This is a genomic window from Rhizobium sp. AN68, from assembly GCF_030758035.1.
GTDB classification, from domain to species: domain Bacteria; phylum Pseudomonadota; class Alphaproteobacteria; order Rhizobiales; family Rhizobiaceae; genus Agrobacterium; species Agrobacterium tumefaciens.
Genome location: NZ_JARWMI010000003.1, coordinates 1,691,052 through 1,710,664, shown reverse-complemented (window position 1 = coordinate 1,710,664; position 19,613 = coordinate 1,691,052). Strand labels below are relative to the sequence as shown.

General features: G+C 59.4%; 23 protein-coding genes. 7 read left to right on the top strand and 16 right to left on the bottom strand.

Annotated elements, in window-relative coordinates; translation table 11 throughout:
- Positions 1–252 precede the first annotated feature (252 nt).
- The 5 genes from rpsD to RBH71_RS21400 all read left to right on the top strand — a co-directional run bounded on the left by rpsD (position 253) and on the right by RBH71_RS21400 (position 4,546).
- On the top strand, positions 253–870 hold the full coding sequence (gene rpsD, locus RBH71_RS21420) for a 30S ribosomal protein S4 (RefSeq protein ID WP_003516040.1): 618 nt from the start codon (positions 253–255) through the stop codon (positions 868–870).
- Positions 871–939: 69 nt separating this feature from the next.
- Positions 940–1,869 (top strand): glutaminase, encoded by a 930-nt coding sequence (locus RBH71_RS21415; protein ID WP_003516039.1) that lies wholly within the window; start codon positions 940–942, stop codon positions 1,867–1,869.
- A 63-nt stretch (positions 1,870–1,932) separates the two neighbouring features.
- Positions 1,933–2,847: a tRNA 2-thiocytidine(32) synthetase TtcA gene (gene ttcA / locus RBH71_RS21410; protein WP_003516038.1), complete on the top strand. Its 915-nt coding sequence runs from the start codon at positions 1,933–1,935 to the stop codon at positions 2,845–2,847.
- 16 nt (positions 2,848–2,863) lie between these two features.
- Positions 2,864–3,691, top strand: a complete 828-nt coding sequence (locus RBH71_RS21405; protein ID WP_003516037.1) for an inositol monophosphatase family protein — start codon at positions 2,864–2,866, stop codon at positions 3,689–3,691.
- Positions 3,692–3,721: 30 nt separating this feature from the next.
- Entirely contained in the window at positions 3,722–4,546 is an 825-nt protein-coding gene (locus RBH71_RS21400; protein ID WP_323571885.1) for an inositol monophosphatase family protein, read from the top strand.
- Between the two features lie 74 nt (positions 4,547–4,620).
- Here the strand turns inward: RBH71_RS21400 and RBH71_RS21395 are convergent, their stop codons facing one another.
- From RBH71_RS21395 to RBH71_RS21380, 4 genes are all read right to left on the bottom strand, one after another.
- Positions 4,621–5,829 carry a multidrug effflux MFS transporter gene (locus RBH71_RS21395; RefSeq protein ID WP_026331057.1) on the bottom strand — a complete coding sequence of 403 codons (1,209 nt, stop codon included), beginning with the start codon at positions 5,827–5,829 and terminating at the stop codon, positions 4,621–4,623.
- A gap of 138 nt (positions 5,830–5,967) precedes the next feature.
- Positions 5,968–6,303: a Grx4 family monothiol glutaredoxin gene (gene grxD / locus RBH71_RS21390; RefSeq protein WP_003516034.1), complete on the bottom strand. Its 336-nt coding sequence runs from the start codon at positions 6,301–6,303 to the stop codon at positions 5,968–5,970.
- 137 nt (positions 6,304–6,440) lie between these two features.
- Positions 6,441–6,872 (bottom strand): hypothetical protein, encoded by a 432-nt coding sequence (locus RBH71_RS21385; RefSeq protein ID WP_003516022.1) that lies wholly within the window; start codon positions 6,870–6,872, stop codon positions 6,441–6,443.
- The gene (locus tag RBH71_RS21380) at positions 6,869–7,120 is read right to left on the bottom strand and encodes a hypothetical protein (protein WP_013636391.1); all 252 of its coding nucleotides are present in this window, start codon (positions 7,118–7,120) and stop codon (positions 6,869–6,871) included. Before RBH71_RS21380 ends, RBH71_RS21385 begins: the two co-directional genes overlap by 4 nt.
- Before the next feature lie 109 nt (positions 7,121–7,229).
- Here RBH71_RS21380 and RBH71_RS21375 point away from each other — a divergent pair, with 109 nt between their 5' ends.
- Positions 7,230–8,378 (top strand): hypothetical protein, encoded by a 1,149-nt coding sequence (locus RBH71_RS21375; protein ID WP_003516016.1) that lies wholly within the window; start codon positions 7,230–7,232, stop codon positions 8,376–8,378.
- 136 nt (positions 8,379–8,514) lie between these two features.
- Here the strand turns inward: RBH71_RS21375 and RBH71_RS21370 are convergent, their stop codons facing one another.
- The 4 genes from RBH71_RS21370 to RBH71_RS21355 form a co-directional block, all read right to left on the bottom strand.
- Complete coding sequence (locus RBH71_RS21370) at positions 8,515–8,748, bottom strand: BolA family protein (protein ID WP_003516012.1); 234 nt, start codon at positions 8,746–8,748, stop codon at positions 8,515–8,517.
- A gap of 16 nt (positions 8,749–8,764) precedes the next feature.
- Positions 8,765–10,999, bottom strand: coding sequence for a phosphoribosylformylglycinamidine synthase subunit PurL (purL, locus tag RBH71_RS21365; protein WP_003516011.1), 2,235 nt, complete (start codon positions 10,997–10,999; stop codon positions 8,765–8,767).
- 114 nt (positions 11,000–11,113) lie between these two features.
- Positions 11,114–11,704 (bottom strand): acyloxyacyl hydrolase, encoded by a 591-nt coding sequence (locus tag RBH71_RS21360; RefSeq protein ID WP_003516010.1) that lies wholly within the window; start codon positions 11,702–11,704, stop codon positions 11,114–11,116.
- Positions 11,705–11,811: 107 nt separating this feature from the next.
- Positions 11,812–13,230 (bottom strand): PLP-dependent aminotransferase family protein, encoded by a 1,419-nt coding sequence (locus RBH71_RS21355; RefSeq protein WP_003516009.1) that lies wholly within the window; start codon positions 13,228–13,230, stop codon positions 11,812–11,814.
- Between the two features lie 93 nt (positions 13,231–13,323).
- On the opposite strand from RBH71_RS21355, the gene RBH71_RS21350 reads away from it, so the two are divergent.
- Positions 13,324–13,629, top strand: coding sequence for a DUF1127 domain-containing protein (locus RBH71_RS21350; RefSeq protein ID WP_003516008.1), 306 nt, complete (start codon positions 13,324–13,326; stop codon positions 13,627–13,629).
- Between the two features lie 132 nt (positions 13,630–13,761).
- Here RBH71_RS21350 and RBH71_RS21345 read toward each other — a convergent pair whose 3' ends face one another.
- The 8 genes from RBH71_RS21345 to rpe form a co-directional block, all read right to left on the bottom strand.
- On the bottom strand, positions 13,762–14,169 hold the full coding sequence (locus RBH71_RS21345) for a hypothetical protein (protein ID WP_003516006.1): 408 nt from the start codon (positions 14,167–14,169) through the stop codon (positions 13,762–13,764).
- Between the two features lie 85 nt (positions 14,170–14,254).
- Positions 14,255–14,926 (bottom strand): phosphoribosylformylglycinamidine synthase subunit PurQ, encoded by a 672-nt coding sequence (gene purQ / locus RBH71_RS21340; RefSeq protein ID WP_003516005.1) that lies wholly within the window; start codon positions 14,924–14,926, stop codon positions 14,255–14,257.
- A gap of 20 nt (positions 14,927–14,946) precedes the next feature.
- A complete protein-coding gene (gene purS / locus RBH71_RS21335; protein ID WP_003495372.1) occupies positions 14,947–15,189 on the bottom strand; it encodes a phosphoribosylformylglycinamidine synthase subunit PurS in 243 nt (80 codons plus the stop codon).
- 55 nt (positions 15,190–15,244) lie between these two features.
- Entirely contained in the window at positions 15,245–16,009 is a 765-nt protein-coding gene (purC, locus tag RBH71_RS21330) for a phosphoribosylaminoimidazolesuccinocarboxamide synthase (RefSeq protein ID WP_003516002.1), read from the bottom strand.
- A gap of 183 nt (positions 16,010–16,192) precedes the next feature.
- Positions 16,193–16,756 carry an alpha/beta hydrolase gene (locus RBH71_RS21325; RefSeq protein ID WP_003516000.1) on the bottom strand — a complete coding sequence of 188 codons (564 nt, stop codon included), beginning with the start codon at positions 16,754–16,756 and terminating at the stop codon, positions 16,193–16,195.
- Positions 16,757–16,825: 69 nt separating this feature from the next.
- Positions 16,826–18,133 carry an adenylosuccinate lyase gene (gene purB, locus RBH71_RS21320; protein WP_003515998.1) on the bottom strand — a complete coding sequence of 436 codons (1,308 nt, stop codon included), beginning with the start codon at positions 18,131–18,133 and terminating at the stop codon, positions 16,826–16,828.
- 107 nt (positions 18,134–18,240) lie between these two features.
- Entirely contained in the window at positions 18,241–18,777 is a 537-nt protein-coding gene (locus tag RBH71_RS21315; RefSeq protein ID WP_003515997.1) for a hypothetical protein, read from the bottom strand.
- 61 nt (positions 18,778–18,838) lie between these two features.
- On the bottom strand, positions 18,839–19,516 hold the full coding sequence (gene rpe / locus RBH71_RS21310) for a ribulose-phosphate 3-epimerase (protein ID WP_003515995.1): 678 nt from the start codon (positions 19,514–19,516) through the stop codon (positions 18,839–18,841).
- Positions 19,517–19,613 lie beyond the last annotated feature (97 nt).

Here is a 19,613-nt window from a genome sequence, read left to right as displayed (position 1 = left end):
TTTGTTTGACAAATTTGTAAAACGTGTTTAGAAGCCGCCCCAACGCCGGGCAGTCATGTCCGGTGTGTTTCGTTGACTGCCTTGCAGTTTATAAGCTGACGTTCGGCGGTCAACATCACCGACATGTCCCGTGGTCTCTCCATTCGCATGTGAGAAACCTGTCAGAGGTCCTGAAACGGGCTTCAGAGGAGGGCGTGTTTCCTCAAACCGGTTTGGCAACAAACCGGCATAACCTATTGAGAAGGAAATACGATGAGCAAGCGCGAATCGGCTAAGTATAAAATTGACCGCCGTATGGGCGAAAACATCTGGGGCCGTCCGAAGTCCCCGGTAAACCGCCGCGAATACGGCCCGGGCCAGCACGGCCAGCGCCGCAAGGGCAAGATGAGCGACTTCGGCACGCAGCTGCGCGCCAAGCAGAAGCTCAAGGGCTACTACGGCGAACTGCGCGAAAAGCAGTTCCGCGCCACCTACGACGAAGCAAACCGTCGCAAGGGCGATACCTCCGAGAACCTGATCGGCCTGCTCGAGTCGCGTCTGGACGCCATCGTCTACCGCGCCAAGTTCGTTCCGACCGTTTTCGCATCGCGTCAGTTCATCAACCATGGCCACGTCACGGTTAACGGCGTTCGCGTCAACATCGGTTCTTACCGTTGCAAGCCGGGCGACGTTATCGAAGTTCGCCAGAAGTCCAAGCAGCTGGTGACCGTTCTCGAAGCTGTTCAGCTCGCAGAACGCGACGTTCCTGATTACATCGAAGTCGATCACAACAAGATGGTTGCGACCTATGCTCGCATCCCGGCTCTGTCTGACGTTCCGTACCCGGTCGTCATGGAACCGCATCTGGTCGTCGAATTCTACTCGCGTTAATCGGCGCGTTTCAGTATTGAGAAAGCCGCCCCTCGGGGCGGCTTTTTTGTTTGCTGGGGAAGGCTTTGCATGCAGGACATTCAGGCGATCGTCGATTCCATTTACGACAGCATGGTGCCGCGCCTGGGCGAGGGCAAGGTTGCGGATTACATTCCGGAACTCGCCAAGGTCGATCCGAACCAGTTCGGTATCGCCATCACCACTGTCGACGGAACCACCTATACGGGCGGCAATGCGCTCACGCCGTTTTCGATCCAGAGCATCTCCAAGGTCTTCATGCTGACGCTGGCGCTCGGTAAGGCGGGCGAGACGGTGTGGAACCGGGTGGGGCGTGAGCCGTCGGGGTCGTCCTTCAACTCCATCGTCCAGCTGGAGCATGAGCACGGCATTCCGCGCAATCCCTTCGTCAATGCCGGTGCCATCGTGGTGACGGATATCGTTCTTTCCGGCCACCAGCCGCGCGAGGCGATTGGCGAGCTTCTGCGTTTCGTCCGTTATCTCGCTGATGATGACACGATCAGCATTGATGACACCGTGGCGAAATCCGAGCAGGCGACGGGTTTCCGCAATTTCGCGCTTGCCAATTTCATGCGGTCCTTCGGCAATCTGCATCACCCTGTTGAATATACGCTGGGCGTCTATTTTCATCAGTGCGCGCTGTCCATGACCTGCGCGCAGCTTTCACGGGCCGGTCTTTTCCTTGCCAATCGCGGCCGCAATCCGCTGAGTGGTCATACGGTTGTGTCAGACCGACGCGCGCGGCGCATCAATGCGCTGATGTTGACGTGCGGCCATTATGACGGATCGGGCGATTTCGCCTATCATGTCGGCCTGCCGGGCAAGAGCGGCGTGGGCGGCGGCATCATGGCAGTGGCGCCGGGCAAGGCGTCGATTGCGGTCTGGTCGCCGGGTCTGAACAAGGTCGGCAATTCGGCGCTTGGGTCGCATGCGCTGGAAATGCTGGCGACGAAAACCGGCTGGTCGGTATTCGGGGCTTGATATTGCGGGCGGATGCGGGCATTTCCTGCATTGAAAATGGCTGAACGCCAGAGCGGGCTAATCATGAACATTGTCACCAGCATCGCAGATGAGGTCGAGGCCGATCAGGACCTGGCCGGAGAAAATGGCGCTTCGCATCCGCTGTTCGACGCGGCGCCCCGTTCCGTCTCCTTCAACAAGCTGCGCAAGCGGCTGTTGCGCAATGTACGTCAGGCCTTCGGGGATTTTGGCATGCTGAACGGCCAGAAGCGCTGGCTGGTAGGCCTTTCCGGCGGCAAGGACAGCTACGGCCTTCTGGCGCTGCTGCTTGATTTGAAGTGGCGCGGCCTTTTGCCCGTGGAACTCATTGCCTGCAATCTGGATCAGGGCCAGCCGAATTTCCCCAAGCACGTCCTGCCGGAATATCTGGCGAAGATCGGCGTCGCACATCGCATCGAATATCGCGACACTTATTCCGTTGTGAAGGAAAAGGTGCCGGCGGGTGGCACCTATTGTTCGCTCTGTTCGCGGCTGCGGCGCGGCAATCTCTACCGTATTGCGCGGGAAGAGGGCTGCGACGCGCTCGTGCTCGGCCATCACCGCGAGGATATTCTCGAGACCTTCTTCATGAACTTCTTCCATGGCGGCCGTCTGGCTGGCATGCCGGCAAAGCTGATGAACGACGAGGGCGACCTGATGGTGCTGCGTCCGCTTGCCTATTGCGCCGAAGAGGATATGGCGAAATTCGCGGCGGCGATGGAATTCCCGATCATTCCCTGTGACCTCTGCGGCTCGCAGGACGGGCTTCAGCGCAATGCCATGAAGGAGATGCTGGCTGACATCGAAAGGCGTATGCCGGGCCGCAAGGACGTGATGCTGCGGGCGCTTGCCCATGTCAATCCATCGCATCTGCTCGACCCGAAGCTTTTTGATTTCTCGGCGCTTTCTGTCACCGGGGCGTCACCTGAAGAGCGTACGGAGGCCAGCCCTCCCTTATGAAGAAGTGCCCTTAGCGATGACCCTTTCCGATAAAGATATCGACTTTCTGATTTCCACCGTTGCCGCTGCCGGCCGCCAGGAAATCATGCCCCGCTTCCGCAATCTCGACGCAGGCGCGATTTCCGAAAAGACCTCTGCCGTCGATCTCGTCACCGAGGCGGATATTCTGACGGAAAAGGCGATAACCGCCGCTCTTCTGCAACGGTTTCCGAAGGCCCATATTGTCGGCGAAGAGGCCTATGACGCGGATCAATCCGTTATTCCTGCCCTTGCCGATGCACCATTTGCCTTCGTGATCGATCCAATCGACGGCACTTTCAACTATGCCTCCGGTTTTCCAGCTTTCGGCACGCTGCTCGCCGTCACCGTCAAGGGTGAGACGGTCGCAGGCATCATCCACGATCCTGTCATGGGTGATACCATCCTTGCTCTCAAAGGCGAGGGCGCTTATCTCCACCGCAAGGACGGCTCACAGGCAAGGCTCAAGGTTGCCGATCCCCTGCCATTGTCTGAAATGGTCGGCATATTTTCCTGGGGTCACAGCCATGAAGATCGCCGCCCGGTGATCGCCGCCAATATGGCCAAGATCAAGATGGCGCTTTCAATCAATTGCTCGGCTCATGAATATTGGCTTGCCTCGACTGGCAAGCTGCACTTCATCGGCCACGAAAAGCTGATGCCCTGGGATCATCTCGCCGGCGTTCTCATTCATCAGGAAGCGGGCGGCTACACGGCCCGTTTCGACAATACGCCCTACCGGCCAGGACAGACGACAGGCGGCATCCTGTCGGCACCCGACAAGGAAAGCTGGAAGATGCTGCGCCGGGAAATCGTGGCCTTATAATATTGATGCTTAAATAGAAGGATATCGCCCATGGCTATCGAACTCGACATCGCCTCTCTCGCCAATGCGCTTCAGGAGGCGGCGGCAGTGGAAATCCTGCCGAGGTTCCGTAATCTGGGTGAGGGCGACGTCAGGATAAAGAGCGAGGCGATAGACCTCGTAACCGAGGCTGACGAGGCTGCTGAGCGGCTGATCCGCGCCCGCGTGCAGGAAATCGTGCCGCAGGCGCTGTTCATCGGTGAAGAGGCCGTTGCGGCGGATGCCTCGCTGCTTGGCAAGCTTGCGGATGCGGATCTTGCCGTGGTCGTCGATCCGATCGACGGCACCTACAACTTCGCGTCGGGCCTGCCGCTGTTTGGCGTGATGATGAGCGTCATCTCCAAGGGCGAGACCGTTGCCGGTCTCATTTTCGATCCGATGGGCAATGACTGGGCGATTGCCGAAAAGGGTTCCGGCGCATGGCTTTGTGCCGCCGATGGCTCGCAGACGCAGATGTCCGTCGTGCCGGCACCGGCACTGTCGCAGATGGTCGGCATCGCCAACACCGGTTATTTTGACGTGGAGACCCGTCGCAAGATTCTCATGAACCTCGCGGATGTGCGGCTCTTCACCAGCTACCGTTGTGCTGCGCATGAATACCGCGTGTTCTGCGGCGGCCACATGCATTTCCTGATGTACAACAAGCTGATGCCCTGGGATCATCTCGCTGGCACCCTGCTTTCGCAGGAAGCGGGCGCCTACGCCGCCCGTTTCGACGGCTCGCCTTACCTGCCGCGCCACCTTGAAGGTGGCCTGCTGCTTGCGCCTGATCAGGAGACATGGGAATTGCTGCGCGAGAAGATTTTCACGGTTTGAGTGAAGTTCGGCTTTGATCAACAAAAAAGGGCGCGGAACCGAGTTCCGCGCCCTTTTTATTTGTCTGTCCGCCCTTAGTGCGTCGGCTTGTTGTGGGCCTGAAACAGCACGCCCTTTTCTCCGATCAGCACGAAGACGAGGCCGATAATGGAGACGGCGAAGAAGCCGGCTACCATTGGCAGCGCCGTGCCATCGAAAGCCTGACCGATAACGGCACCGATCAGCGAACCGCCGACGGTTCCCATAAAGCCAATGACGGACGAGGCCGTGCCGGCGACATGGCCGAGCGGCTCCATGGCGAGCGAGTTGAAGTTCGAGCCGATCCAGCCGAACTGGAACATGGCAAGCGCGAAGAACACGATGAAGATCGCAAAGGGCATCGGTTCCGGCCCGACCATCTGTACCACCAGCCACACGAAGGTGATGGCGATGAAGCCGAGCAGCGACCCGTGCGACAGCTTGCGCATGCCAAACCTGCCGACAAGCCTTGCATTGATGAAGGACGAGAAGGCCATGAACAGGGCGACGCCCGCAAAAGCGGCCGCAAACCATGCGCCCAGCCCGTAGATGCCCTTATAGACCTGTTCGGCGGAATTGATGAAGCCGAACAGCGCACCGAAGATGAATGTGCTGGAGAGCGTGTAACAGAGCGCAATACGGTTGGTGAGCACGATCTTGAAGCCACCGAGGATCGAACGAACCGTGAAAGGCCTGACGTCATCGGCATGCAGGGTTTCCGGCAGGCGGAAATACATCCAGGCGGTCACGACGGCGGCAATTCCGGCCATGAAGGCGAAGATAAGGTGCCAGTCACCGAAAAACAGCACGATCTGGCCAGTGCCGGGTGCGATGACCGGAACGACCATGAATACCATCATGATCAGCGACATGACTTCCGCCATCTGACGGCCGCCATAGATGTCGCGCACGATCGAAATGGTGATGACGCGCGTCGCCGCAGAGCCGATGCCCTGAATGAAGCGCAGAACCAGCAGGCCAGTGAATGACGGTACGAAGACGACGGCAATAGCCGAAACGATGTAGATTGCCAGCCCGACGAGCATCGGCTTGCGGCGCCCGAAACGGTCCGAGATCGGTCCGTACAGAAGCTGGGCAATGCCGAAGCCTAGAAGATAGCTGGAAATGACGTATTGACGGTGGTTTTCATTCACGACGCCAAGTGACGCGCCGATTTCCTGAAGGCCGGGAAGCATGATGTCGATGGCAAGCGCATTCAGCGCCATCAGCATCGCGGCAAGCGCGATGAATTCCGTGCGCCCCATCGAAACGGCGCGCGAAGTGGTGGATTGTGAAAGTTCTGTCACAGGATTGCCCCAAAAAGAACGGCAAAGGCGTTGCATGAAGCAACGCCTGGCATAAGTTTTCTGACAATCAGGGTGGGCCGGATGAACCGGCCGAAATCAGGCCGCGCCGCGGACGCTGATACCCTGTTCTTGGAAGTGATTTTGAAGTTCACCGGACTGGAACATCTCTCTTACGATGTCACAGCCGCCGACGAATTCGCCCTTGACGTAGAGCTGCGGGATGGTCGGCCAGTTGGAATAATCCTTGATGCCCTGACGGATGTCGGCATCGGCGAGCACATTGACGCCCTTGTAGTCGACGCCGAGATAATCGAGGATCTGTACGACCTGACCGGAAAAACCGCATTGCGGAAATTGCGGGGTGCCCTTCATGAAAAGAACGATGTCGTTGCTCTTCACTTCGCTGTCGATCATATCGTGAATGCCGCTCATAGGCCTATTCCTTTCACATGCGGTTCAAGGCCGCTGCTTTGACTTTGTCCCTAAATAACATGTCGCGGCGCGATTTCCACCCGGGAAGCGTAAAAAATGCGCTGGTGTGGTATCGCTAAGTGAAGGTCGCAACCCCGCTACCAGCGCGTCGTCCCGGGCGGGTAAGAAAAGTTGAGCATTATCTTCCCGATAGGCTCCCGCCGCCTGAAGACTGATTTTATTATCGGACCTGATCTGCCGTTATAAATATTGAGTTCCTGTTTGTTGTCGAACGTCATGGTTTCGTGCCCGCTATTTAGTGAGCAGTCATCCTTGCACTTGATTTCGATCTCGCTAGAGAAGCGACCCGCTTTGATATCGATAATTAGTTTTGGACTTTTCTGGTCCACCAGGCGGCAGGTGTTGCCGGTTTTGCAGAAGGCTGTGCCGGATATCCGATCAGCACCATCAAGCTCCACGACGAAGCCGATCTTGATCTCTTTGCTGCTCTTAACCTCTGCGGCACCTTGTAGCGGCCCCGAAATCGCCAACACCAAAAAGGTGGGAAGCACGCTGAGGTGATGCATCATCGAAGCCGCTGTCTGCTGCGGGCGGCGGCGGTGCGTCTTTTGCTCACCTGTTTTTTGGCCGGCTTGGGTTTGACGGCTGCTTTGATTGCCGCTTCCAGCACGGAGCCGACAATGCCGCCTGCGAGGGACGTGTTACTTTTGGTCCGGCGGCGGATGCGGCGGGTTTTGCGAAGGCCTGTCTTGGCGAGGACTTCGGACAGAGCGCCTTTGACGACGCCGTTTAGCAATTGATCGACGATCCCAGACAAAATTCCCTCGCAACAAATAAATCATATTTCCGTCGCGTTTTTTACTATACGTGCATCGCCCACTGTATCAAGCGATCCTTTCGGGTGTCTCCAGCCCGAGGGTTTATGCATGCCGACCGTCAAGTCACGACTTGTTCTTTATTTCCCTGGCTTCGATCCGCTCGATGCGGCTGCGCATCATCTGCGCTATCAGCGGGCGGCAGCGCTTGCCGGCAAGACGTGGGGTGTCAATTATACCGTGGGTGCGCTGGAGAACTCGCCGGCTGGCGAAACATTCTCGGTTGAGGCCTCGGCGGGCGATTGGCGGACGCGTTCCACCATCTTCGTCTACGACCACAATGCGGTGATATCGCGCCTGCGGGATGCGCCACTCTGGCGGCAGATCGCACTAGGCTTTGCGGCTGCGGCCGGTATCGTCGCGGAAGGTGGGGCAGGGCGTTACCTCCGTCATGCCTGGCGTTTCGGCCTGTTCTTCATTTTCCCGTTTCTGCTGATGCTGGTGGGGGGTGCGCTTGCGGCGGGGATCGCGCTCTCGCCGTGGCTGTTCGGTTTGCCGCTCTGGCTGCTTGCGATCAGTCTTCCCGCTGCGGCCTTGTTCTTCGTGAAGGCGTTTCTGCCTTTCGCCGAGCGGTTTCATACGTTGCATCTTTATGCCGACTGGCGCTTTGCGCTGGCCGTAGGGCGCGATGAGCCGATTGCCCGCAACTGGATCGAAGAGAAGGCAGCCCTCGTTCTCAAGGCGCTGGAGCAGCCGTCTGAGGAGGTTCTGGTCGTGTCGCATAGTATGGGCGCCAGCCTGGCGCTCGCCGTGATAGGCCGTGTGCTGGAACTGCGGCCAGATGCGCTGGATGGCCGGAAGCTGTCCTTTGCGACGCTCGGTGGCGCTGCGCTGCAATGCGCGCTGCTGTCGAGTGCGGACAGGCTTCGCCAGAGCGTCGGCGTGATTGCGCGTCACCCTGAAGTGACATGGTTTGATATCCAGTGCCTGACGGATCCGATCCACCTCTACCGCTGCAACACCGTTGCGCTGACCGGGCACAAGGATGCGCCGCAGCCGAAGATCGTGCCGATCCGTTTCAAGCACTCGCTTTCACCCGACCGCTACAAAAAGAACAAGCGCAACTTCCTGCGCATGCACCGGCAATATGTTCTGGGGCCGGACCGCAAGTCCGGTTACGATTTTACCCTGCTGACGGCTGGGCCGTTGCCGGCTGCCTCCTTTGCCGATCTGGAATCGCAGCAACCACCTCTTTTGTAAGCGGCACGCGCCATTTGCCGGAAAAGAAAAGGCCCGCGTGACTGTCTCACGCGGGCCTTTTTCAATCCATAGCTTCAAGCGTTGCCGCGGCAAGGACAGTGAAACCGTTCTGCCGGAGACGCTTTTCCGGGCGCAGTCATTCGGGAGCCGAGGTCTGCAGGGCAAGGGCGTGCAGAACACCGCCCATATTGCCCTTCAGCGCGTCATAGACCATCTGGTGCTGCTGCACGCGGGTCTTGCCCTTGAAAGCATCCGCGACGACTTCCGCCGCGTAATGATCGCCATCACCGGCCAGATCGCGGATCGTGACCTTTGCCCCGGGAATTCCCGCCTTAATCATGTCTTCAATGTCGCCGGGTTTCATGGGCATGGTGTATCTCCTTAATTCATTCTGCGGCGATTAGAGTTTCGCCATCCATGAATTGAGGGAACCACGATTCATAGGCCAAGTGCAATTCTTTAATCTCGATAGCGCGTGCCGTGCCCAGCTTTACGCTTGAGCCGCCGGTGACGCCGATCGCCGGGCAGGAAACGCCCGCTGCCTTCGCTGCCGCGCGCACTTCATCCAGATCGCTCTTCTTGACGGTCAGCACATAACGTCCCTGATCTTCGCCATAGAAGGTGAGGACGGGGTTATGGCCCTCGACCGCGTCGATCGTCGCGCCGATGCCGGAGGAAATTGCCATTTCGGCAACCGCGAGAGCCAGGCCGCCCGAGGAGCAATCGTGAACCGCTGTGGCAAGACCGTCTGCGATAAGGGCGCGGACGAAATCGCCATTTCTCTTTTCAGCTTCCAGATCGACATGCGGTGCCGGACCATCGATGCGGCCATGCACGTCGCGCATGTAGACGGACTGGGCAATATGGGTGCCAAGACCGGCAGGCGCGCCCGCCAGCAGCACGACTTCGTCCGCGGCGGCAAAGCGGATGCGCGCCATACGGCCCCAGTCCTTCAGCAGGCCAACGCCGCCGATGGTGGGGGTGGGCAGGATCGCCTGACCGTTGGTCTCGTTGTAGAGCGAGACGTTGCCGGAAACGATCGGGAATTCCAGTACGCGGCAGGCTTCGCCGATGCCCTTGATGGCATGGACGAGCTGGCTCATGATCTCGGGCTTTTCCGGATTGCCGAAATTGAGGTTGTCGGTGGCCGCGAGCGGCAAAGCGCCGGTTGCGGTGATGTTGCGCCAGCATTCGGCCACGGCCTGCTTGCCGCCTTCAAAGGCGTCTGCCTCGACATAACGCGGTGTCACGTCGGAGGAGAAGGCGAGCGCCTTCTTGTCATGGCCTTCAACGCGGACAACGCCGGCATCGCCACCCGGCAGCTGCAGGGAATTGCCCTGGATCAGCGTGTCATACTGCTCGTAGACCCAGCGGCGCGAGGAGTTGTTGGCCGAACCGACCAGTGACACCAATGCGTCGGCAATGTCTGCATCAGGAACGTCGTTCTCCGCAAGCGGAGCCTGAACCTTGGCGGGCGTCCACGGGCGGTCGTATTCCGGAGCCTGATCACCGAGATCCTTGATCGGAAGGTTGGCGACTTCCTCGCCATTGTGCAGCACGCGGAAACGCAGGTCGTCGGTGGTCTTGCCGACGATGGCGAAGTCCAGGCCCCATTTGACGAAGATCGCCTTGGCGACTTCTTCCTTGGAGGGCTCGAGAACCATGAGCATGCGCTCCTGGCTTTCCGACAGCATCATTTCGTAGGCCGTCATGCGCTCTTCGCGCACCGGTACGGCGTTGAGATCAAGTTCGATGCCGAGATCGCCCTTGGCGCCCATTTCGACGGCCGAGCAGGTAAGGCCTGCGGCACCCATGTCCTGAATGGCGATGACCGCGCCTGTTTTCATCAGCTCGAGGCAGGCTTCCAGCAGGCACTTTTCGGTGAAGGGGTCGCCGACCTGAACGGTTGGGCGCTTTTCTTCGATCGACTCATCAAATTCGGCAGAGGCCATGGTCGCGCCGCCGACGCCGTCGCGGCCGGTCTTCGCACCGAGATACACCACCGGCAGGCCGACGCCCTTGGCTTCCGAAAGGAAGATCGCATCGGACTTGGCAAGTCCGGCGGCAAAGGCGTTGACGAGGATGTTGCCGTTATAGCGGGGATCGAATTCCACTTCGCCGCCGACGGTCGGCACGCCGAAGGAGTTGCCGTAACCGCCGACACCGGCGACGACGCCAGCCACGAGGTGGCGGGTCTTCGGATGGTCGGGTGCGCCGAAACGTAGCGCATTCATGGCTGCGATCGGGCGTGCGCCCATGGTGAAGACATCGCGCAGGATGCCGCCGACGCCGGTTGCCGCACCCTGATAGGGCTCGATGTAGGACGGATGGTTGTGGCTTTCCATCTTGAAGACGACGCAGTCGCCATCATCGATATCCACCACGCCGGCATTTTCGCCGGGGCCTTGAATGACACGCGGGCCCGTGGTGGGCAGGGTCTTCAGCCATTTCTTGGAGGACTTGTAGGAGCAGTGCTCGTTCCACATGGCCGAGAAAATGCCAAGCTCGGTAAAGCTCGGCTCCCGTCCGATCAGGTCGAGGATACGCTGGTATTCGTCGGGCTTCAGCCCGTGGGATGCAACGAGTTCCGGGGTGATCTTGATGGAGTTTGGAATCGACATAGGTCTCACGCGGTTCGAGCCGAGGAAAGTTTCCGGTTCTTTAGCGCAAGAGGCCTCTCCGTGCGACAGGAAAATGCGCAGTTTTGCCAGCAAAACGCTGCTTTGTTGGGTTATTCAGAACTTGTAGCCGACCATAAGTCCGACACGCGTCAGCCCGTCATTGGGGCCGTCGCACAGATTGGCATGGGAGGCATGTTCGATCTGGGTCGAAATATTCCAGTTGCTGTTGAAGCGATATCCGATGGCGGCATATTCATGAAAAAGCACGCGGCAACCGAATTCCGCGCCAGTTTCGCCCGGACCGTTTCGCAGCCTGCCGTCATGCCACAGGCCGCCAAAGCCTAGGTCGACGAAAATCTTCGGATTGAGATCGAAGGTCCAGTTGATACCGCCGTAAATGGTATTTGCTTCGCCCTCGGTGCCGATTTCCGCACCCAGATGCAGACGCGGTCGGGCAAGCTTTTCGCCAAAGGTGACGGCCGAGGCGCTCGCGAAAGGATCGAAATAGGCAGTGAAGGCCGGGAATACACCATCTTCGCCGCCACCATTGCGATCGGCGAGCGAGGTTGTGACCCCGAAACGCAATTCATCGAACACCGTGCCGTCTGCGGCGGCGGCCGGCGTCATGTCACTCAACACACATGCTGCGAAAACCATCGCGAGAGCAACAAATGCCCTGGCGGATATGGAACTGAATGCTGCCATCGAATCATTCCCCGCTCCGAAGTAGTGAAAGGATGGCAGATCTGTCGACGTGGTAAATAATGAGTTACTGAATTAGGGGGCGTGTTGCAGGAAAGACTCGTTCCCGCTCACGCCTCGCTTTCGTAGCCGGCTGAACCATTGTCGAGCAGATGCCGCAGGATACCCAGGGCATGCTTCAGTTCTTCCTGGTTTGACGGCCCGGAAAGGCTGATGCGGACACGGTGGTAAACCTTCTCCGTGCGCCCGGCCTTAAACTCGTCCTCGTCGTCTATCAGCACACCTTCCTTCATGGCGGCGCTGCGGAAGGTTCCAGACAGCCACGGTTCAGGCAGCCTCAGCCACAGAAAGGCGATGTCCGGCAGGGAGTTGAATTCCAGCCCCGCAAAGATGCGTCTGGCGAGGGCCTCGCGCTGGTTGATCTCGGCGATACAGTCCTTGCGGATGTCGTCTGCGTCGCCGCTGTTGACGAGGCGTGCATTCAGTTCGGCCAGCATAAACGGCAGTCCGCCGGTTATCATCGAATGCGAAATGCGAATTCTCGAGGCGAATTGCGCCGGGCAGGCGACCCAGCCACCCCTGACGCCGGCGGAAACGGATTTCGACAGGCCGCCGACGACGAAAGTAAGATCGGGCGCGAATTCCGCAATGAGTGGGATCGCATCCCGCGTCATGGCGCCATAGAGATTGTCCTCCACGATCCATACGCCGTATCTGCGGGCGATATCGGCGATCGCCCGCCGCCGCTCCTCGGGCAGGGTGGCGCAGGTCGGGTTCTGGCCCGCCGACATCAGGAAGATCATCTTTGGATGCTGTTGGGCGCAAACGCGCTCGAAATCATCGGGGATAATGCCTTTCTCATCCACTTCCACCAGTGTCACCCGCCGTCCGGCAAGGGCGGCGCTGCGGCTGATATGGGAATAGGTGAGGGGTTCGAAAACGATACGGTCGCCCGGCGCGGTCATTGCCGTTACCACACTCATCACCGCAGCATGGGCGCCAAGCGTCGAAACGATGTTTTCCGGTTTCGGCGACCAGCCATTCTGGGAAAGCCAGCGAACGCCCGCCATGCACCAGTTGTCGGGAAAGGAGCGGGTGTAGTTGGAAATTTCGAACGGATGCTCTCTCGTCACGGCCTCGACGTGTTTGCTGACCAGCGCGCTCTGCCCGACATCGGGAGCAGCCGTGGTGTTCAGGCGGAATTCGGCGCTGGTGTCCACCGCGTAGCGCGTGCCGCCGAATGCCGATGCCGTCGGTTCCACGCGTGATAACGGGGCGGCAGCCTTACGCTCGTTGACATAGGTGCCACGGCCGACTTCGCCGCTGACGAGGCCGCGTTCGTGGATTAGGGCATATGCCCGGCTGATTGTACCGATTGTAACGCCAAGATCGAAAGCGAGATTGCGTTGCGGCGGCAATTTCGACCCGGCCTGCAAGATGCCATCCGAAATTGCGCCTTCGATCTTGTCCGCGAGTCGAAGGTAGATGGGGCCGTTGCCCTCGGTGATATCAGGAAGCCAATTTGTCATGGTGACAATTTATGCATTGTATCTGTCCGCAAGTCAATTGTATTTATCGGATGCAGTCAATGAGATCAAACGCACGGAGACAATAGGTGCAATATGCGCAAGATGGATCAATACCTTTCGACAGCGGATACGCTATATCCTGACGGCTACGAACGGGAACGCGTGTTCCGCGATACCGGCGACATGGTCGCACCGTCGCCCTTTCCGGCCCGGATCGCTCACACGCTTATTGGCCGCCTGATTGCGGGATTGTCCAACTGGCATGGCAAACGTCAGGGACGGCTTGCCTTGCGGGAATTGTCCGACGATCTTCTGGACGATATCGGCGTTACGCGGGACGAGGCCTTGAAGGAGGCCGCGAGATCGCAGCTGTTTTCATGGCCGTCGCGGCCGCTTTGATTTTCTGCCGGAGAGCGGCGCCATCTTTCCCCGGTGCCTGAACAGCCATTCGGCAGGCCCGCCACGCCAGTCCCAACCGGCGTCGGCGGGTCTTTTTTGTATTTGGCCGGCTTTTAGCGCAGTTTTGCCCGATCAGCAGCCCTTGCCGCCATTCGCCCAGCGTTTGACGTCGGTTGCGATGCGGCCGGAGATGGCTTCGTTCATAACGGGGCCGAAAGCGTCGAGCTTTGCCGGGTTGCCTTCTGCCTGAATAACCAGCATCGGGCGCGATTCCGGGCTGTTGCGCGGTACGAGCAGAATGCGCGGACGGCCCGAGAAGGAGTTGAGTTCGGGCGCCAGGCGATAGGCCTTGAACGCCGGATCGCCCGATTTGAACCAGCAGGCATTGGCGCCAAGCGCGATTCGCTCCATCGTCGGTAATGCCGCACGGGATGCGGAGGACGATGCCGGTTGCGGCTTGGGCTGGCACGCAGCAAGCGCTGCTGCGGCGAGAAGCAATCCAGCGGCCTTCGGGGCGTGGGAACGGAGCAGGCGGTTCATCGCGTCATCCAAGGTAAGGGCCAAAAACTGGAGCCATAAAAAGCATCATCGGGAAGAGGGCAGGCGGGGATGGCCCGCCCGCTTGTCAGGCTGCGATAACGCCAAGCGCCGAGGCGAAGAGGCCACGGCCGTCATTGCCGCCATGGGCAGCTTCGATCAGGTTTTCCGGGTGCGGCATCATGCCGAGAACGTTGCCCTTGGCGTTGATGACGCCGGCAATGTCGTTCAACGAGCCGTTCGGATTGGTGCCATCTGCATAACGGAAAACGACCTGACCGTTGTCTTCGACGGACTTAAGCTCATCCGTATCGAGGAAATAGTTGCCATCGTGGTGGGCGACTGGGCAGCGCAGAACCTGACCCTTGTCATAGGCGCGGGTGAATTCGGTGTCGTTGTTGACGACTTCGAGTTTCACTTCGCGGCACACGAATTTCAGCGAGGCGTTGCGCATCAGCGCGCCCGGCAGCATGCCCGCTTCGACCAGAATCTGGAAGCCGTTGCAGACGCCGAGAACCTTGACGCCCTGTTCAGCCTTTTCGCGAATGGCCTGCATGACCGGCATCCGTGCAGCAATCGCACCGCAACGCAGATAGTCGCCATAGGAAAAACCGCCCGGAATGACGATCAGGTCGACATCCGGGATAGTCGTCTCCGTCTGCCAGATGGTGACGGGCGCCTTGCCGGAGATTTTCGTGAGTGCCGCGATCATGTCGCGATCGCGGTTGAGGCCGGGAAGTTGGACGACAGCGGATTTCATGGTCGGCGGCTCCTGCGGCTTTAGAGAATGGCGATAGAGTAGTTTTCGATAACCGTATTGGCCAGGAGCTTTTCGCACATCGCCTTCAGGTCGGTCTCGGCCTTGGCCTTGTCTGCACCTTCCAGTTCCAGATCGAAGACCTTGCCCTGACGGACATGGCCGACGCCACCGAAACCGAGGCTGCCGAGTGCGCCTTCGATTGCCTTGCCCTGCGGATCGAGAACGCCGTTCTTCAGCGTAACAGTCACCCGTGCCTTGATCACCTGATCTTCTCCTGATTTTACCTTGCTAGGCCGATATTATTTCACGAGGCCGAAATTACTTTACCAGGACAGGGCCGGTGCCGCGGATCGGTTCGTTTTCATTGATGATGCCGAGACGGCGTGCCACTTCGGAATAGGCTTCCACGAGGCCGCCCATGTCGCGGCGGAACAGGTCCTTGTCCATTTTTTTCTGGGTCTCGATGTCCCACAGGCGGCAGCTATCGGGCGAAATCTCGTCGGCGAGGATGATGCGCATCATGTCGCCTTCGAACAGGCGGCCGCATTCGATCTTGAAGTCGACCAGCTGGATGCCGACGCCCAAGAACAGGCCGGACAGGAAGTCGTTGACACGGATCGCCAGTGCCATGATGTCGTCAAGCTCGGCAGGGTTGGCCCAGCCGAAGGCCGTGATGTGCTCTTCGGAGACCATCGGGTCTTCCAGCTCGTCGGACTTGTAGTAGAACTCGATGATGGAGCGCGGCAGAACCACGCCTTCATCGATGCCGAGTCGCTTCGACAGCGAGCCGGCGGCGACATTGCGCACGACGATCTCGAGCGGGATCATCTCGACTTCCTTGATCAACTGCTCGCGCATGTTGAGGCGGCGGATGAAGTGTGTGGGAATGCCGATCTTGTTCAGATGCGTGAAAACATATTCACAAATCCGGTTATTCAACACACCTTTGCCGTCGATGACTTCGTGTTTTTTCTTGTTGAAGGCAGTCGCATCGTCCTTGAAGAACTGGATAAGCGTGCCTGGCTCCGGACCTTCGTAGAGGATCTTGGCCTTGCCTTCGTAAATACGGCGGCGACGGTTCATAATGGCAGGTCTCTTGGTTCACGCCGATTCTGGTGGCGTTGCGTTTCTGTCTTTGAGCGGTCCCATAAAGGAAAAGAGTGCATTCTACAATGCGGCTCGCATATCTTCCCTTCAATTCTTGTGTCGGGCGGAAGAATGTTGCCCGGCCGAAAATCGACCGGCTTCAGCGGCTGGCCGCGATGGTCAGGGCTCGTTCACCTTGAGGCGGCTCAGGAACTGGGCAAATACCATGCCACCCTCGGGCCAGGGGCCATGGCCAGACTCGGCGTTGATATGGCCGGACATGCCTGCATCCACCAACATCGCACCCCAGGCGGCGGCAATATCGTCGGCATGTTCGTAGGATCCGAAGGGATCGTTGCGGCTGGCAATTGTGATTGCCGGAAACGGCAAGGGATCGCGCGGATAGGGACCGAAGGTCATCAGATGTTTCGGCCTGATATCGGGATTGGCGACATCCGGCGGCGCCACCAGAAGCGCGCCTGCAACCTTCTTGCCGATTTCCGGAAGGGCGTGGATGACGGTCGGCACACCAAGCGAATGAGCGACGATGACAACGGGCTTGGTCGAGGCGTTAACCTCTTCCACCAGCCGCGCGATCCAGTCTTCCTTCACCGGTTTTGACCATTCAGCCTGCTCGACGCGGCGCGCTGTCGAAAGCTTGCGCTCCCAGCGTGTCTGCCAGTGGTCAGGACCGGAATTGGTGTAACCCGGTACGATGAGAATATCTGCTTCTGAAACTTTCATGGGCCCATATCTGTGGTTTCATGCCGTCACGATCAAGGTCGCGACGGCATTAACTTCGGGAGCCTCGCCTCAGGCGTTGCCGAAGACGCGGGCGAAGATCGTGTCGACGTGCTTGGTGTGGTAACCGAGGTCGAATTTTTCACGGATGACGCTTTCGGGAAGGGCGGCGCGCACTTCCTGGTCGCCCAGCAGTTCCTCAAGGAAATCCGCACCCTGTTCCCAGACCCTCATGGCATTGCGCTGCACCAGACGGTAGGCGTCCTCGCGGGAAACGCCGGCCTGCGTCAGCGCCAGAAGAACGCGCTGCGAATGCACGAGGCCGCGGAACTTGTTCATGTTCTTCAGCATGTTGTCGGGATAGATCACCAGCTTTTCGATGACGCCGGCAAGGCGGTTCAGCGCAAAATCGAGGGTGACTGTCGTGTCGGGGCCGATGGCGCGCTCCACGGAGGAGTGGCTGATGTCACGCTCATGCCAGAGCGCCACGTTTTCAAGCGCGGGAACGACCGACATGCGCACCAGGCGGGCAAGGCCCGTGAGGTTTTCGGTGAGAACCGGGTTACGCTTGTGCGGCATCGCCGACGAACCCTTCTGGCCGGGAGAGAAGAACTCTTCCGCTTCCAGAACCTCGGTGCGCTGCATGTGGCGGATTTCGATGGCGACGTTTTCGATCGACGAGGCGATGACGCCGAGGATGGCGAAGAACATGGCGTGGCGGTCACGCGGGATGACCTGCGTGGAGACCGGCTCGGGCACGAGGCCGAGCTTTGCGCAGACATGTTCCTCGACGCGCGGATCGATATTGGCGAAGGTGCCGACAGCACCGGAGATCGCGCCCGTGGCGATTTCCGCGCGCGCATTGACGAGACGCTCGCGGTTGCGATGCATCTCGGCGTAGAAGCGGGCGAAGGTCAGGCCCATCGTGGTCGGCTCGGCGTGGATGCCGTGGCTTCGGCCGATGCGTACCGTGTTCTTGTGTTCGAAAGCGCGGGTCTTGAGCGCCGCCAGCACGCGGTCCATATCGGCCAGCAGCAGATCGGCGGCGCGGACGAGCTGGATGTTGAGGGTTGTGTCAAGCACGTCGGACGAGGTCATGCCCTGGTGGATGAAGCGGCTGTCGGGACCGACGAATTCCGCAAGGTGGGTGAGGAAGGCGATGACGTCGTGTTTGGTGACGGCCTCGATCTCGTCGATGCGGGCGACGTCGAAAGTCGCGCTGCCGCCTTTTTCCCAGATGGTCTGTGCGGCCGATTTCGGAATGACGCCGAGTTCGGCCAGCGCGTCACAGGCATGCGCCTCGATCTCGAACCAGATGCGGAATTTTGTTTCCGGCGACCAGATGGCGACCATTTCCGGCCGGGAGTAACGAGGGATCATGGCAATGACTTTCTTTGTGGAGGAATTTTGCTGCCCGTTTAGCAAAGTGTTCCGCGAATCTCAATCTATCAAGCCTGCGCATCGGCTCGATGCGTACATTCAAAATTCTAGAGCGTCCGTTGTACGTCCGAACGGACGCGTGGCGCTCTGTGCGCACGGCGGCAAAGGATTGCGCCTGCCAGCGCAAGCGGAATGGCGGCAAACGGAAAATAGAGGCCGAGGCCGAGAATGCAGAACTGGTAGATCGCGCCAAGCGAGGTGAAAAATTGCTGGAAAAACCAGATGCGGGAAAATGCCGGCGCGTGCCATTGCGCATAAAAGATGCGGTACTGGAGCGCGAAAAATGCCGCCGCCACCGCGATCGTGAAAAAAGCGATGGCAAGGCAGCTTGCCGCAAAACGCAGCGGCAGGCTGGTGGATGCGGGCAGGAAGCGCAAGGCAACCATGGCCAGCGGCCAGCCCAGGAGACCGCCGAAGAAGAACAGAACGGCGATATCGGCGGCATGGTCGGTTTCCAGCCGGTTGCGGAGATAGAGGCCGAGGGTAGCGGTGGCTGCCGAGATGGCGGCCCAGACAAGCGGAGCGAGGAGCGAAAACAGCGCTGCCGGGATGACGTCGTGGAAATTCCGCCTGTCGCTGTTCATCAAAGCCCCCACCCAAACGTCCTGCCGTCCCGTCTCCGGTGTATCCGGCTGCTGTGGCGGGTCAGGACCGGGCGGCTTCCGACACCGAGCGCAACAACGAAACCGTCTTGCGATAGTCTGCGACGCCATCACCCTTGAAGACGGCCGAACCGGCCACCAGTGCGTTGGCACCGGCTGCGACGATGGCGCCGGCTGTCTCCGCCGTCACGCCGCCGTCCACTTCAAGTTCGATCGGCCGGTCGCCGATCATGGCCTTTGCCGCACGGATCTTGTCGAGCATGGCCGGAATGAATTTCTGTCCACCGAAACCGGGATTGACGCTCATGATCAGCACGAGATCGACATCGTCAAGCACGTTTTCGATGACCGAAAGCGGCGTGGCGGGGTTGAGCGTTACGCCGGCCTTCCTGCCGAGCGTGCGGATGGTCTGGAGTGAGCGATGGAGATGCGGGCCTGCCTCCGCATGGACGGTAATGCCGTCGCAGCCGGCCTTGGCGAAGGCTTCGAGGTAGGGATCGACGGGGGCAATCATCAGGTGGCAGTCGAAAAAGGCATTGCTGTGCGGGCGGAGCGCCTTGATGACGTCAGGACCGAAGGAGATGTTTGGCACGAAATGGCCGTCCATGACATCGAGGTGGATCCAGTCTGCGCCCGCTTCCGTCACATCGGCGACTTCCTGTCCCAGCTTGGCGAAATTGGACGCCAGAATGGACGGTGCAATCCGGATGGGCAGGGACATGGGGCAAACTCCTCTCGACGCGTTGCGTAAGCTGCCTTTAGCATCAAGTACCAGGGTTTGAAACGGCTTGTCGCGCGGTTGCCGCCGGTTTTCAGCC